Genomic DNA, 14,877 nt, shown 5'->3' with positions numbered 1-14,877 from the left:
TGATGGCTGATTCGTAAAAAAACATTACATTCACTTGTCAAAAGGCTATGAAGACGAAAGAAGAGATAGTCGCCAACTGGCTTCCCCGCTACACCGGGGAGAAACTGGAGAACTTCGGTTCCCACATCCTCCTGACCAATTTTTCCAATTACGTAACGATGTTCGCCCAATGGAACAAAGCCAAAATCGTTGGTGCGGACAAACCTATGCAATGCTGTACGGCAGAAGATATCACCATCATCAATTTCGGGATGGGGAGCCCCGGCGCCGCTACCGTAATGGACCTGTTGAGCGCCATCATGCCGAAAGCGGTGCTGTTCCTGGGAAAATGCGGCGGGCTGAAAAAGAAGAACAGTATCGGCGACCTCATTTTACCGATCGCCGCCATCCGGGGGGAGGGTACCTCCAACGACTATTTCCCGCCCGAAGTACCGGCACTGCCGGCGTTCGCGCTGCAAAAGGCCATCTCCACCACCATCCGCGAATACGGCTGCGACTACTGGACAGGCACCTGTTACAGCACCAACCGCCGTGTATGGGAGCACGACGCTGATTTCAAAAAATACCTGGAGCGTATCCGCGCCATGGCTATAGATATGGAAACCGCTACCATCTTTTCCGTCGGGTTTTACAATAAGATCCCCACCGGGGGGCTGCTGCTGGTATCCGACCAGCCGATGGTGCCCGAAGGCGTGAAAACGGAAGAGAGCGATAAAAAGGTGACGAACGAATACGTGGAGCGCCATCTCAAAATCGGGGTCGACTCCCTGAAAAATCTCATCAACAGTCACCAAACCGTTAAACACCTGCGCTTTTGAGCCCATCCGCGCCTTTAGTGTCCATTCGCCGCCTGGCGGTTACTTTCCGTTCCGACGAAGAAACCGTGACGGCCGTCAACCATATTTCGCTGGATATCATGCCCGGTGAGATACTGGGCATCGTGGGCGAGTCCGGCTCCGGCAAGTCCGTGACCGCGCTCAGCCTGATGCAGCTGATACAGTCGCCCGGCCGCATCAGTGCCGGGGAAATCATTTACCAGCCGCCGGGGCAGGCGCCGGTAGACCTGTTGCGGCTTCCGCCCGCCGGGATGCGGGCGTACCGGGGCAGTGAGATCGCCATGATCTTCCAGGAGCCCATGACTTCCCTCAACCCCCTTCATACCTGCGGCAACCAGGTGGCCGAGGCCATCCGCCTGCATGAAAAAGTGGGCAGGCGCGAAGCAAAACGTCAGACCATCGCTTTGTTCGAACGGGTGCGCATTCCGCATCCGGAGGAAGCGTACGATAAATATCCCCATGAATTGTCCGGCGGCCAGAAACAGCGGGTGATGATCGCCATGGCCATCAGCTGCGGCCCGCGGCTCCTCATTGCAGATGAGCCGACCACCGCACTGGATGTGACCGTGCAGAAAACCATCCTTGAGTTGTTGCAGGAGCTGCAGCAGGAAATGGGGATGAGCGTGGTGTTTATCACCCACGACCTTGGAGTGATCGCAGAAATCGCGTCCCGCGTGGCCGTGATGTACAAAGGCAACGTCGTGGAAGAAGGCGCCGTGGAAGATATTTTTAAACATCCGCAGCATCCCTACACCAAGGGGTTGCTGGCCTGCCGCCCGCCGATGGACCTGCGACTGCGGCGGTTGCCGGTGGTGAGCGACTTCCTGGAAGGCGGCCGCGCGGATGACGTGAATGCCTTTGTAAAGTCTTTGATATTGCCCGAGGCAGACCGGCAGGCGAGGGCCGCCCTGCTCGAAGAGCGCCCGCCGTTATTGCGGGTGGAAGGGCTGAGCACCTGGTTTCCGCGACGGCGGAGCCTGCTGGGCGGGGTGAAACAGTGGACCAGGGCGGTAGACGATGTCAGTTTCGACGTCCGGGAAGGGGAAACCCTCGGCCTGGTCGGCGAATCCGGCTGCGGCAAAACCACTCTCAGCCGCACATTGCTCCGGCTGGTAGAGCCGACTCATGGCCGTATATTTTATAAAGGCCGCGATTTGCAAAGCCTGTCCGCCGCGGAGATGCGGGAAATGCGCCGGCATATCCAGCTGATTTTCCAGGATCCATATTCTTCCCTCAATCCCCGTATGACGGTGGGGCAGGCCATTCTCGAGCCCATGCAGGTGCATGGCCTCTACGGTAGTGAGCAGGCCCGGAAAGCAAAGGTGATGGAGCTGCTGGAAAAGGTGAATCTCCGGCCCGAGCACTATCACCGGTACCCGCACGAGTTTTCCGGCGGCCAGCGGCAGCGCATCGTGATAGCCCGCGCCCTGGCGCTGACTCCCGAGTTTATCATCTGCGACGAATCGGTATCCGCCCTCGATGTGAGCGTACAGGCACAGGTATTGAACCTGCTGGTGCAGCTGCAGAAGGAGTTTAATTTCACATATATATTCATTTCACATAATCTATCCGTGGTGCATTTCATGAGCGACCGGATGATGGTGATGAACAAGGGAAAAATCGCGGAAATGGGTCCGGCAGAGGAGGTTTACCACCGGCCGAAGTCCGATTATACCCAGCAGCTGATAGCGGCCATTCCGGGGAGATAGACGTTTTTTTGAAGAAATGCGTTATATTCCGTACCTTCGCACACTTTAAATTCATTCATACCGTAATATGAAATTATCACAATTCAAGTTCGATCTCCCGCTAAACCTGATTGCACAGCATCCTTCCAAGACAAGAGACGAGAGCCGTTTAATGGTTGTTAACCGTGCAACCGGCAAAATCGAGCACAAGGTTTTCAAAGACATTCTGGGTTATTTTAACGACAAAGACGTGATGGTGGTGAACAACACGAAAGTGTTCCCTGCCAGGCTCTATGGTCGTAAAGAAAAGACCGGTGCGAAAATCGAAGTGTTCCTGCTGCGTGAGCTGAACAAACAGAACCGCCTCTGGGACGTGATTGTTGACCCTGCCCGTAAAATCAGGGTTGGCAACAAGCTGTATTTTGGTGACGACGAAAGCCTGGTGGCGGAAGTGATCGACAATACCACCTCGCGTGGCCGTACCATCCGTTTCCTGTTCGAGGGCAACGATGAGGAGTTCAAGGCAGTGCTCGACAGCCTGGGTGAAACACCCCTTCCCAAATACATCAAACGTAAACCGGAAGACGAAGACAAAGAGCGCTACCAGACCGTGTACGCCAAATACGAAGGTGCCGTGGCCGCGCCTACCGCCGGCCTGCACTTCAGCCGCGAGCTGATCAAACGCCTGGAAATCAAAGGCGTGAAGTTCGCAGAAGTGACGCTGCACACGGGCCTGGGTACTTTCCGCCCTATTGAAGTGGAAGACCTCAGCAAACACAAAATGGATGCAGAGTATTTTCACATCGATGAATACGCTGTGAAAATCGTGAACAAGGCAAAAGAAGACAACCGGAAAATCTGCGCCATCGGTACCACTACCGTAAGGGCCGTGGAATCGTCCGTGACCGCGCAGAACCATCTGAAAGCGGCCGAAGGCTGGACGAATACCTTTATTCATCCGCCGTACGACTTTTCTATCCCGAACGCACTGGTAACCAACTTCCACCTGCCTAAAACAAGCCTCCTGATCATGGTTTGCGCCTTCGCAGGTTACGACCTGATTATGGATGCCTACCAGCAGGCCATCAAAGAAAAATATCGTTTCTTCAGCTACGGCGACGCCATGCTGATCATCTGATCCGTGCAAACCGGAAAGTTTTTAAGGGCAAATAGCATACGCTGTTTGCCCTTTTCTGTTAAATGTTCTTACTTCGTGGCAGGGATGCGGCGATGATTCGGAGGGCGAACGATCATGCCCGGTGGCTTCGGATGTTTTGTTATACGGTCACTGCCGGCATCACAAGGTCCGGACGATTGTTGTGAAACGGGTGTGCTATTAAATGTTTCTTACTTCGTGGCGGGGACACGGCGGTGATTGGGAGGGCGAACGTTCACGCCCGGTGGCTCGGGATGTTTTGTTACGGCCACAGCCGGCATCACAAGCTCCGGACGACTGTTGAGAAACGGGAACAAGATTAATATGATGCGCCCGAAACCACTGCAATGTGGTCCGTAAACCTGTAAACTCAACTAATTTTCAATAGCGAATGATATCCCGTCAAAAAATAGCGGTCATCGTGGCCGGCGGTTCCGGTCAGCGGATGGGCAGCGCCACACCCAAACAGTTTCTCAGTCTTGCCGGCAAACCGGTATTATACCACACCATTGCCGCGTTCAAAGCGGCGTATGACGACATGCACATCATCCTGGTGGTGCCCGAGGCGCATAAAACGCAGATTGCCCATGTGCTGACGGCGTTCGACAGGCCGCCGTCCGTGACGCTGGTGGACGGTGGTGAAACGCGGTTCCACTCCGTGCGTAACGGATTGCAGGTGATCAGGGGAGAGGCCGTGGTGTTTGTACACGACGGTGTGCGCCCGCTGGTATCTCCTTCGTTGATTCGTACCTGTCATGAAGAGGCGTTGGTGCAGGGGAGCGCAGTGCCGGCAATTGAGCTGAAAGACAGCATCCGGGAAGTGGACGACGAAGGAAATATGGCGGCGGACCGTTCCCGTTTCCGCATCATCCAGACCCCGCAAACGTTTTTATCCGAGCTGCTGATACCGGCTTTCGAGCAGCCTTATGAGCCGTTGTTTACCGATGAGGCGACGGTGGTGGAAAGGATGGGGCATGACATTCACCTGGTACAGGGAGAAGAACAGAATATCAAGATAACCCGTCCCGCTGATCTGGCCATTGCCGCGGCTTTCCTGGCCGGGCAGTAGAAACTTTTTTGCTGAAGAAACGGTTGGTGCAGTGCTCCTTCCGGATGACCCGGTTTCCCTGGAACAATGACCTGCACGTTTACGGACAGATGGTGATGGGGCAGGAGAGGCCTACTCGGTCTGCCCTTTGCTGATTTTGTGCAGAATCTGGTGCGCTGCTTCAAGCGCCTGGAAACCATCAATCACGTTGACGGCCACCGGTTTGTTTTCCAGGATGCTGTCGCGGAACAGCTCCAGTTCCATACGGATGGCGTTGGATTGTTTGATTTCCGGGTTGTCTATCGCGATGGTCTTTTTGCCGGAATTGGTCGCGATATCGAGTGTGAAGAGCCCTTCGTCTTCCGGCGTTTTTAATTTGATGATTTCTGTTTTTTTATCGAGGAAATCGATGCCGATGTAAGCATCTTTCTGGAAGAGGCGCATTTTGCGCATTTTTTTGAGGGAAATGCGGCTCGATGTGAGGTTGGCCACGCAGCCGTTATGGAACTCGATGCGTACGTTGGCGATGTCGGGCGTGTCGCTCATAACCGCCACGCCGCTCGCAGAAATCCGGCTGATGCTGGATTTTACGATGCTGAGCACAATGTCGATGTCGTGTATCATCAGGTCGAGAATAACGCTGACGTCTGTGCCGCGGGGATTAAATTCAGCGAGGCGGTGTACCTCGATGAACATGGGTTTCAGATCATAACCTTTCAGTGCGAGGAAAGCGGGGTTAAAACGTTCCACATGCCCAACCTGGAATTTGATGTTGGCTTCGTCCACCAGTTTCACCAGCAGTTTGGCCTCTTCCATGGTGTTGGTCATGGGTTTTTCCACAAACACATGCTTGCCGTTGCGGATGGCCATTTCACAGAGGGCAAAGTGCTGTGTGGTGGGCGCTACGATATCAATGGCGTCGGAAACATGGATGAGCTCTTCGGCGGAGGTGAATCTTGGGATGCTGTATTGCTCCTGCACTCCGGCGGCATTGGCGTCGTTCGGATCAAAGAAGCCGGTTACTTCAACATCTTTCATGGTAGCCAGCTGAGATAAGTGGATCTTGCCTAAATGCCCTACACCGAACAAGCCTATTTTGAGCATGAGTGTTTTTTTTATGGAAAATTCCTGCAAATGTAACAAAACGGACGGTTATTACTTTATATAATAATTCTATATTGCCCCGAGAATCACATGCGCTGGCTCATCATTATTATATCGACCTTTTTGCTGACCGCACAACGTGGCGTAGCCCAATGCACCACGCTGGGCCAGTCGCCGCAGAGCGCCTTCCCGGTATGTGGTACCCGGGCGCTGCAGCAGCAACAGGTGCCTCCCTGCCCTGGCAGGGTAATCAATGTGACCGGTTGCGCCACACAAACGCAATACCGGGATGTAAACGCTTTCTGGTATAAATTCACCTGCTACCAGGCGGGTACGCTGGGATTTTCGATCACCCCGGCCGACCTCAACGATGACTACGACTGGCAACTGTTCGATGTAACCGGCCGCAACCTGAACGACGTTTATACGAATGCCAATACACAGGTGGGCGGCAACTGGAGCGCTATTCCCGGCCAAACGGGCGCGTCTTCCGCGGGAACCGTGCAAACGGCCTGCGAGGGATTTCAGCAACCCAAGTGGAGCCGCATGCCCACGCTTATCGCAGGGCATCAATACCTGCTGATGATCAGCAACTTCTCCCTGTCGCAGAGCGGTTATTCCCTGTCGTTCCAGGGCGGTACCGCCAATATCACGGACCCGCTGCCTGGTGCGTTCCAGAAAGCGGCGTACCACTGCCTGAATAACCGTATCAGCATTAAACTCAATAAACGTTTCCAGTGTAGTACGCTCACCCCCGCCGGCACCGAATTTGAAATAGTGGGTGGTGCCGCCGGCGTCACCGCGGCACAGGCTATTAGCTGCAGCTCCGGGTTTGATATGGATTCGGTGGTGCTCGACCTCGACCGTCCGCTGCCACCGGGTAACTACACGGTGCGCATACGCAACGGCACCGATAACAATACGTTGCTCGATGCCTGCGACAATCCGATCGCCGCCGGGCGCGACGTCTCATTCTCCATTCCCGTGCCGCAATTCGTGCCGTTCAATAACATACGCGCCGTTACCTGCCGCCCGGACAGGATCAAGGTGCTGCTTTCCAGCCCTGTATTGTGCTCATCCATCGCTGCAGATGGCAGCGATTTCCAGCTGAGCGGTACAGGGCCCGCCGTTCGCATCGTCAGCGCCAATACTTTCTGCAGCGGGCAGCTCTCAGACAGCATTGAACTGGTACTGAGCGGCACCGTGTACCGCGACGGCAATTACCGTATCGACCTTGTAAGGGGCACGGACAACAACACCATGATCAGCGAATGCGGGGTGCAAACGCCGCTTGGCCACAGCGTTCCGTATGTTACACGCGATACCGTGAATGCCTCGTTCGCGCACCGCGTACGCCTCGACTGTGTTTACGACACCATTTTCCTGCGTCACGACGGTGCCCATGGCGTTAACGACTGGAAGTGGTCGTTTGAAGACGGCACGTCGATGACCGGCCCGGCTCCGGAGAAAGTATATACCGTGTTCGGTATGAAAACTGTAAAACTGACGGTGAGCAACGGCGTCTGCACCGACGAGCATACCCGCCAGATTTTGCTGGATAACGAGCTGAAAGCGGATTTCACGGTCAACACACCCGTGCTCTGTCCGCTCGATATGGCTTCATTCACCAATAACAGCATCGGCCATATTGTTTCACATGCCTGGGATTTTGGCCATGGGCCCGCATCCCGCCTCATCACGCCGCAACCGTTCCGGTATCCGCTGGCCAGCCGGGAGCAAACGTACCGTGTGCGCCTGGTGGTGGAAGACAATCTGCAATGCCGCGATACGATCGAACATACACTCAAAACAGTGCCCAGCTGTAGTGTGGCGGTGCCCACGGCCTTTACGCCGAATAACGACGGGGTCAATGATTTCCTGTATCCTATCAACGGCTATAAAACCGCGGACCTGCTGTTCCGGGTGTATAGCCGCAACGGTCAGCTTGTATTTGAAACCAGGCACTGGCTGCAGAAATGGGATGGCAGGATTAACGGTTCCCCTGCGGATGTGGGTACTTATGCCTGGGTGCTGGAATATACGGACACCGAGCTTGGGACTCGGGTGTTCCAGAAGGGTGTTTCGACGTTGTTGCGGTGAGTGTTGCCTGCATTGGGCCATTCCCGCTTCCCGGCGTACCAGGCGCTGAATTTGTCGTCTTACACTTCATTATTCCGGTGCATGGACTGAGTAAACCTCGCCTCCAGTTCCACCAACCGTTGCCGCCATCGCGATCTTCATTCCGGTGCATGGCCTGAGCAAGTCCCGCCTCCCTTTCCAATCGCTACCAGCTATCATAATCTTCATTCCGCTGCATGGACTGAGTAAACCTTGCTTCCCTTCCCACTCGCTGCCCACTATCACAATTTTCATCCAGATGTCTGGACCGAGTAAATCGTGCCTTACATCATCATAATCATATCTCTACATCATTCCGTCTTCCCGCAGGCTGAAATACCCGGTATCGGCAACAATCACATGATCGATTACGTCGATATCGAGCAGTTTGCCGGCCTCTTTCAACCGGAGTGTCATTGTTACGTCGGCGTGGCTGGGCCGGAGGTTGCCGGACGGATGGTTGTGGCAGAGCAGAATGCGGGTGGCCTTGTGCAGTAACGCGGCTTCGAATACCAGCCGGGGATCCACGGTGGTGGAGGTGCGCCCGCCGGTGCTGATGCAGCTGTGCCCCAGCACCTTGTTGGCGTGATTCAGGTAAACGGCGTAAAAGGTTTCGCAGGGCTGGTCTTCCAGGAGCGGTTTGAGCAGGGCCGCCGCATCGGCGCTGTTGTATAGAACGGTTCTGTTGCTGGACAGTGCGGCCGTCTGCCGGCGGCGCCCCAGTTCCATCGCCGCCATAATGGTGGCCGCCTTGGCTTCCCCGATACCGGCAAACCGGGAGAGCTCGTACAGGCCCAGCCTCCCTAACTCCGACAGGTCATTACCGCAACCCAGCAGAATAGACTGTGCGAGGGATACCGCCGACAATTCCCTGTTCCCAGAATGGATCAGGATAGCCAGCAGCTCCGCATGGCTCAAGGCTGCCGGGCCTTTCTGCAGGAGTTTTTCACGCGGGCGATCATCCACCGCCCAATCGCAGATCGGAGGAAGGGCGCGCGGATGGATAAGGTAATTGGAAATGGGCGGTAAAAACGTTGGGTTAACATCCATAAATCTTTCCTTTCTATAAATGTACTAATTTTTTTAGTAAAATTCCCGCCACTTTTTTTAGCATTCTTCCCGTTTCCCGCCTCCATGCGGCCTGTAGGGGCTTCCGTAATTTTTTTTGCAGCTTATCCCGTATAAAGTCATAGTTTTGCAACCTCTTTTCTTCATCATGAATCCAAAGGTAAAAATCTTCACAGGGAATAGTAATCCCGAACTGGCTGCACGCATCGCGGGCAGGTATGGCAACGGTCTCGGTAAGGTAAATATCCAGAAATTCAGCGACGGTGAATTTCAGCCGGTTTTCCTGGAGAGCATCCGCGGCGACTATGTTTTTCTGGTACAGGGCACCAACGCGCCGTCTGATAACCTGATGGAACTGCTGTTGATGATCGATGCGGCAAAAAGAGCGTCGGCCGGATATATTACGGCAGTTATCCCGTATTTCGGGTTTGCGCGCCAGGATCGTAAAGACAAGCCCAGGGTGGCCATCGGCTCGAAGCTGATCGCCAACCTGCTGACCGCGGCAGGGGCTAACCGGGTGATTACCATGGATTTGCATGCTCCGCAGATACAGGCTTTCTTTGATATCCCGGTGGATCACCTCGATAGTTCCGCCATTTTTATCCCGTATATAGAGCAACTGAAGCTGAAAAACCTTACCTTTGCGTCCCCTGACGTGGGTTCGACCACCCGGGTGCGCGAAGTGGCCAGCTATTTCAATGCTGAAATGGTGATCTGCGACAAGCACCGTAAACGGGCCAATGAAATTGCGTCGATGGTGGTAATCGGTGATGTGACGGACCGGGATATCGTACTGATAGACGACATCTGCGACACCGCCGGCACACTGACCAAATCAGCGGCCCTCCTGATGGAAAAAGGAGCAAGAAGTGTGAGGGCATTCTGTACGCACCCCGTATTCAGCGGCAAGGCGTACGAGAATATTGAAAATTCGGTGCTGGACGAACTGGTGGTATGCGATACCATCCCGTTGAAACAGCAAAGTTCCAAGGTAAAAGTGATCAGCGTAGCCGATCTTTTTGCAGTGGCCATCCGCAATATGCATGAAAACAAGTCGATTACGAGCCTGTTTGTGCACAGCCAGCGCAGGATGTCTTAAGTAGCGTATTTTTTTATATCATAAATGTTTAAACAATGAAAACAATAACCATCGAAGGACAACTCAGGAGCGAATTCGGCAAACAAGCCACCCGCCTTCTCCGTTCTGAGGAAAAAGTGCCTTGCGTTATTTATGGGGGTGCGGAAACAATCAGTTTTTCTGCTGATTCCGTTGCATTCAAACCGCTGGTGTACACACCTGATTTTCAGATCGCAGAAATCAAGATCGGTGCAAAAACTTACCGTTGCATCCTGAAAGACCTGCAGTTCGACACCGTTACAGACGAGCTGACGCACGTTGACTTCCTGGAACTGGTGGAAGACAAAAAAGTGGTAGCCACCCTGCCGCTGAAAACCGTAGGTTCTTCCGTTGGCGTAAAAGGCGGCGGTAAACTGGTTGTGAAAATGAAATCACTGAAAGTGAAAGCGTTGCCGAAAGATCTGCGTGAAAACCTGGAAGTGGACATCACCAACCTGGACCTGAACGAAAACATCCGCGTGGAAGACGTGAAGGCTCCCGGTATCGAGATCCTGAACTCTCCCCGTATCCCTGTTGCTTCCGTGGTAATGACACGTCAGCTGAAACAGGAAGAGGCTGCGGCTGAAAAGGATGCCAAGAAAAAATAAATAGGCGAAATAATTATATTAAAAAGCCCGGCGTAATTTCAGCCGGGCTTTTTATTTTTGGCATCCCGATCAATACGTTTACGATTATATGAAGTATCTCATTGTTGGACTAGGAAACATCGGTGCGGAGTATCAGCACACCCGTCATAACATCGGTTTTGATGTGGCGGACGCATTGGTGCGCAAACACGGCGTAACGTTCCGCAGCGACCGGCTGGCCGACGTGGCGGAGATCAAATGGAAGGGGAGAGTGCTGGTGGTGATCAAACCCACTACGTACATGAACCTGAGCGGGAAAGCCGTCAAGTACTGGATGGACAAAGAAAAGATACCGCTCGAAAACGTACTGGTCATCCTCGACGATCTGGCGCTGCCGCTTGAAGTGCTGCGCCTGCGGCCGGGAGGCAGCGATGCCGGGCACAACGGCCTCAAAAGCATTCAGGAATCTATCGCCACCAACCAATACCCCCGGCTGCGATTCGGCATCGGCAACGATTATCCGAAAGGCCGCCAGGTAGATTACGTGCTGGGCAAATGGAGCAGCAAAGAAGAACCGCTCGTGCTGCAGAAAACAGACAAAAGCGTGGAGATCATTGAAAGTTTCGCCAGCATCGGCCTCGAACGATCGATGAACAATTATAACAAGCTTACTTTTCCATTATAGAAGTAAATTGTATATTTCATGCCTGAAAGGTACCCCTACCTTAACCGCTATAGGTCATGATCCGTGTACCAATGATCGCTATATCCTGCGGAATTACTGCAGTATCTGCAGGACAGTGCGCACGTTGGACAATGTATTGTGGGCTATGGGTCAAACCATAGGCTTTATTTAACCTTACAAAATACACGCATTATGAAAATTATCTGCGTTGGAAGAAACTATGCCAAACATGCAGAAGAATTGAGAAACGAAGTGCCCTCCGATCCCGTGATTTTCATGAAACCGAAAAATGCCCTGCTGCAAAACAACCATCCCTTCTATTATCCGGAATTTACGGATAACCTCCACTATGAATGCGAACTGGTGCTGAGAATATCGAAGAATGGAAAACACATACAGGAGCGTTTTGCGTCAAAATACTACGACAGCATGTCGGTAGGTATAGATTTCACCGCGCGGGACCTGCAGGAAAAACAAAAAGCCAAAGGCCTGCCCTGGGAAATTGCCAAGTCGTTCGATAATTCTGCCGTGGTGGGCAAGTTTATTCCTATTACCGAAACAACGGATTTGAAAGACGTCAACTTTGTTTTGTACAAGAACAAGGAACTGGTGCAGCACGGCAACACCAAAGACCTTCTATTCAATTTCGACAAACTGATCGCCTATATCTCCCGTTTTTTTACGCTCAACATCGGCGACCTCGTATTCACCGGAACGCCCGAAGGAGTGGGCGCCGTGGAAATCGGCGATACGCTGGAGGCATTCATTGAAAACGACAGCCTCCTGGAGTTTATGGTAAAATAAAGACCGGACTGGCTGAAAGTACGCATTCCGTTCTTTCAGCCAGTCCGTTTTTATCGTCAGGGAATATTCCCGTAAATCACATCCAGAATCCGGGTCAGCTCCTGGTAGTCTTTCTCCGTCAGGTCTTTCCACCCCGTTTTCCGCATTTCCAGCACCATTGGCCGCACATCCTTATACTTGTTCACTCCGGCAGGCGTGAGTTGTACATATACCTTCCGCCGGTCGTCGGTAGACCCCTGCCGCTCCACCAGCTCTTTTCTCACCAGTAATTCAATAATCCTTGAAACCGTGGTAATGTCTTTCGACGTGAGCCGCGCCAACTCATTGTGCGTGATACGTTTATGTTTATAGAGGTTTTCAATCAGCAGCCATTGGTCTACCGTAATGTCTTTCCCCTGCGCATCAAAATTCTTCTGCCAGTAGTTCCTGATTTTTTTCAGCGTGGCATCCAGCTTAAAAAAAGATGGATTACTCACAAAAGTGTCGTGCATATTAATTAATTTGCAGTAGCAATAGTTGTAGTAGCAACTAATTGGTTTTTGACCACCAAAACAGTATTTACGTGCTTAAAGATAACATAAGCGCATCTACTTTGAAAGCCACCATTACACACCGGGAGCTGGATCCTGATTTCCAGGCTCTGCAGTTGCAGGCTTACCGCATTATGTGCCTTGCCCGTAATATGGCCGCAAAGTACGAAGCCAATCGTGCCATCTGCAAATATGTGCATTCCACTTCCGCCGGCCACGAGGCCATACAGGTGGCGGCCGGACTCCAGATGCTGCCTTCCGATTACGTAAGCCCTTATTACCGCGACGATTGTATGATGCTGGCCATGGGTTTCACACCCTACACGCTGATGCTGCAATTGCTGGCAAAAGGGGAAGATGTGTTCAGCGGCGGCCGCTCTTATTATTGCCATCCCTGCAGCCGCGATGCGGACAAACCGGTGATTCCCCACCAGAGCAGCGCTACCGGTATGCAGGTGATACCCGCCACGGGCATGGCCCAGGGCCTGCAATACCTGGAAAATGCAGGGCTTGCAGACGATGCGCTCCGCCCGGTGGTGCTGTGTTCCCTTGGCGATGGCAGTGTAACGGAAGGAGAGGTGAGCGAGGCGCTGCAGTTCGCAGTGCTGAAAAAACTGCCTATCATTTACCTGGTGCAGGATAACGACTGGGGTATCTCCGTCAGCGCCGCCGAAGCCCGCGCCATGGATGCGTACGAGTATGCGGCCGGCTTCAAGGGGCTGGAAAGGATCCGCGTCGACGGCAGCGATTTTGAAGCGGCCTGGCATGCCATGGGCTCTGCCATCCGTTACGTGCGGGCGGAAAGGGCCCCCATCCTGGTGCACGCCACCGTGCCGTTACTGGGGCACCATACGTCGGGTGTGCGGAAAGAATGGTACCGCACGGAGGAAGACCTGCAAAAACATGCGGCCCGCGACCCGCTTGTGCTGCTGAAAAACCGGCTGCACGGCGATGTGAATAAAATAGAGGAGGAGGCGGCTGCGGAAATCGACCTGGCATTTGAAATGGCCTGCGTCAGTCCTGACCCCGAGCCCGCAACCGTGAAAGATCATGTATTTGCGCCCACGCCGGTGAAAGCGGAAACCGGTACCCGCGTACCGGAGAACGGCGCCAAAGTGGTGATGGTGGATGCCGCGCTGCATGCCATTGAAGAAATCATGCAGCAATATCCCGAGTCAATCCTGTTTGGGCAGGATGTGGGGCGCCGGTTGGGCGGCGTATTCCGCGAAGCGGCCACCCTCGCGGAAAAATTCGGCGACCACCGGGTGTATAACACCGCCATCCAGGAAGCTTACATCATCGGCAGCACGGCGGGCCTGTCGGCGGTGGGCGTCAAACCCATCGTGGAAGTGCAGTTCGGCGATTACATTTATCCCGGCTTCAACCAGCTGGTATCTGAAATCTCGAAAAGCTGTTACCTCTCCGCGGGCAAATTCCCCGTACAGACGCTGATCCGTGTACCGGTAGGTGCATACGGCGGAGGCGGCCCCTATCATTCCGGCTGTGTTGAAACCACTTTGCTCAGCATCAAAGGCATCAAAATCGCCTACCCCTCCAACGCGGCAGATCTCAAAGGCCTGATGAAAGCGGCTTTTCTGGACCCTAATCCGGTGGTGATGCTGGAGCACAAAGGCCTTTACTGGTCGAAGGTGCCGGGCACGCTGGAAGCCATGACCATCGAGCCGGCGGCCGATTACATATTGCCTTTCGGCAAGGGCCGCATCATACAGGAAGCCGCCGAAGGGATGTGCATCATCACCTACGGCATGGGCGTTTACTGGGCCAAAGCGGCGGCGGCCAACTTCCCCGGCAGGGTGGAGATCGTGGACCTCCGCAGCCTCTATCCGCTGGATGAGGCGCTGGTGTTCGACACCGTTCGCAAACATGGCAAATGCCTGGTGCTGACGGAAGAACAACTCAACAATTCCTTCGCGCAATCGCTGGCAGCACGGATTTCCGAAGCCTGCTTCCGTTTTCTCGACGCGCCGGTACAAACCATGGGCGCCATGGACCTGCCGGCCGTTCCGCTGAACACCGCGCTGGAAAAAGAAATGCTGCCGAATGCAGAAAAGGTGACGGAAAAAATCAGGAAACTGCTGGCGTACTAGCGATGCAGGCTGTGTTATTTGACACCAA

General features: G+C 53.7%; 13 protein-coding genes. 10 read left to right on the top strand and 3 right to left on the bottom strand.

The window, feature by feature from the left end:
• The first annotated feature begins 47 nt into the window (after positions 1–47).
• The 4 genes from EGT74_RS22360 (at position 48) to EGT74_RS22345 (ending at position 4,749) form a co-directional block, all read left to right on the top strand.
• Positions 48–818, top strand: a complete 771-nt coding sequence (locus EGT74_RS22360) for an AMP nucleosidase (RefSeq protein ID WP_123848754.1) — start codon at positions 48–50, stop codon at positions 816–818.
• Positions 815–2,545, top strand: coding sequence for an ABC transporter ATP-binding protein (locus EGT74_RS22355; RefSeq protein WP_123848753.1), 1,731 nt, complete (start codon positions 815–817; stop codon positions 2,543–2,545). Before EGT74_RS22360 ends, EGT74_RS22355 begins: the two co-directional genes overlap by 4 nt.
• A 67-nt stretch (positions 2,546–2,612) precedes the next feature.
• Positions 2,613–3,662 (top strand): tRNA preQ1(34) S-adenosylmethionine ribosyltransferase-isomerase QueA, encoded by a 1,050-nt coding sequence (gene queA, locus EGT74_RS22350; protein WP_123848752.1) that lies wholly within the window; start codon positions 2,613–2,615, stop codon positions 3,660–3,662.
• A gap of 409 nt (positions 3,663–4,071) precedes the next feature.
• Positions 4,072–4,749: a 2-C-methyl-D-erythritol 4-phosphate cytidylyltransferase gene (locus EGT74_RS22345; protein WP_123848751.1), complete on the top strand. Its 678-nt coding sequence runs from the start codon at positions 4,072–4,074 to the stop codon at positions 4,747–4,749.
• A gap of 111 nt (positions 4,750–4,860) precedes the next feature.
• On the opposite strand, the gene EGT74_RS22340 is transcribed toward EGT74_RS22345, so the two are convergent.
• Positions 4,861–5,832: a Gfo/Idh/MocA family protein gene (locus tag EGT74_RS22340; protein ID WP_123848750.1), complete on the bottom strand. Its 972-nt coding sequence runs from the start codon at positions 5,830–5,832 to the stop codon at positions 4,861–4,863.
• Between the two features lie 90 nt (positions 5,833–5,922).
• Here EGT74_RS22340 and EGT74_RS22335 point away from each other — a divergent pair, with 90 nt between their 5' ends.
• On the top strand, positions 5,923–7,932 hold the full coding sequence (locus tag EGT74_RS22335; RefSeq protein ID WP_123848749.1) for a T9SS type B sorting domain-containing protein: 2,010 nt from the start codon (positions 5,923–5,925) through the stop codon (positions 7,930–7,932).
• Positions 7,933–8,256: 324 nt separating this feature from the next.
• On the opposite strand, the gene radC is transcribed toward EGT74_RS22335, so the two are convergent.
• Positions 8,257–9,000, bottom strand: a complete 744-nt coding sequence (gene radC, locus EGT74_RS22330; protein ID WP_123848748.1) for a RadC family protein — start codon at positions 8,998–9,000, stop codon at positions 8,257–8,259.
• A 166-nt stretch (positions 9,001–9,166) separates the two neighbouring features.
• On the opposite strand from radC, the gene EGT74_RS22325 reads away from it, so the two are divergent.
• From EGT74_RS22325 to EGT74_RS22310, 4 genes are all read left to right on the top strand, one after another.
• Positions 9,167–10,117: a ribose-phosphate pyrophosphokinase gene (locus tag EGT74_RS22325; RefSeq protein WP_123848747.1), complete on the top strand. Its 951-nt coding sequence runs from the start codon at positions 9,167–9,169 to the stop codon at positions 10,115–10,117.
• 35 nt (positions 10,118–10,152) lie between these two features.
• Entirely contained in the window at positions 10,153–10,743 is a 591-nt protein-coding gene (locus tag EGT74_RS22320) for a 50S ribosomal protein L25 (RefSeq protein WP_123848746.1), read from the top strand.
• Between the two features lie 88 nt (positions 10,744–10,831).
• Positions 10,832–11,407, top strand: coding sequence for an aminoacyl-tRNA hydrolase (gene pth, locus EGT74_RS22315; protein ID WP_123848745.1), 576 nt, complete (start codon positions 10,832–10,834; stop codon positions 11,405–11,407).
• A gap of 192 nt (positions 11,408–11,599) precedes the next feature.
• Entirely contained in the window at positions 11,600–12,211 is a 612-nt protein-coding gene (locus EGT74_RS22310) for a fumarylacetoacetate hydrolase family protein (protein ID WP_123848744.1), read from the top strand.
• Positions 12,212–12,267: 56 nt separating this feature from the next.
• Here EGT74_RS22310 and EGT74_RS22305 read toward each other — a convergent pair whose 3' ends face one another.
• Positions 12,268–12,702: a MarR family winged helix-turn-helix transcriptional regulator gene (locus EGT74_RS22305; protein WP_220392928.1), complete on the bottom strand. Its 435-nt coding sequence runs from the start codon at positions 12,700–12,702 to the stop codon at positions 12,268–12,270.
• Between the two features lie 71 nt (positions 12,703–12,773).
• On the opposite strand from EGT74_RS22305, the gene EGT74_RS22300 reads away from it, so the two are divergent.
• Entirely contained in the window at positions 12,774–14,849 is a 2,076-nt protein-coding gene (locus EGT74_RS22300; protein ID WP_246008277.1) for an alpha-ketoacid dehydrogenase subunit alpha/beta, read from the top strand.
• The last annotated feature ends 28 nt before the right edge of the window (positions 14,850–14,877 follow it).

This window comes from Chitinophaga lutea (assembly GCF_003813775.1).
In the GTDB taxonomy this organism is placed as follows: Bacteria; Bacteroidota; Bacteroidia; order Chitinophagales; family Chitinophagaceae; genus Chitinophaga; species Chitinophaga lutea.
Note: the sequence above shows the minus strand (reverse complement) of the source record. Positions and strands in the feature narration are given on the sequence as shown.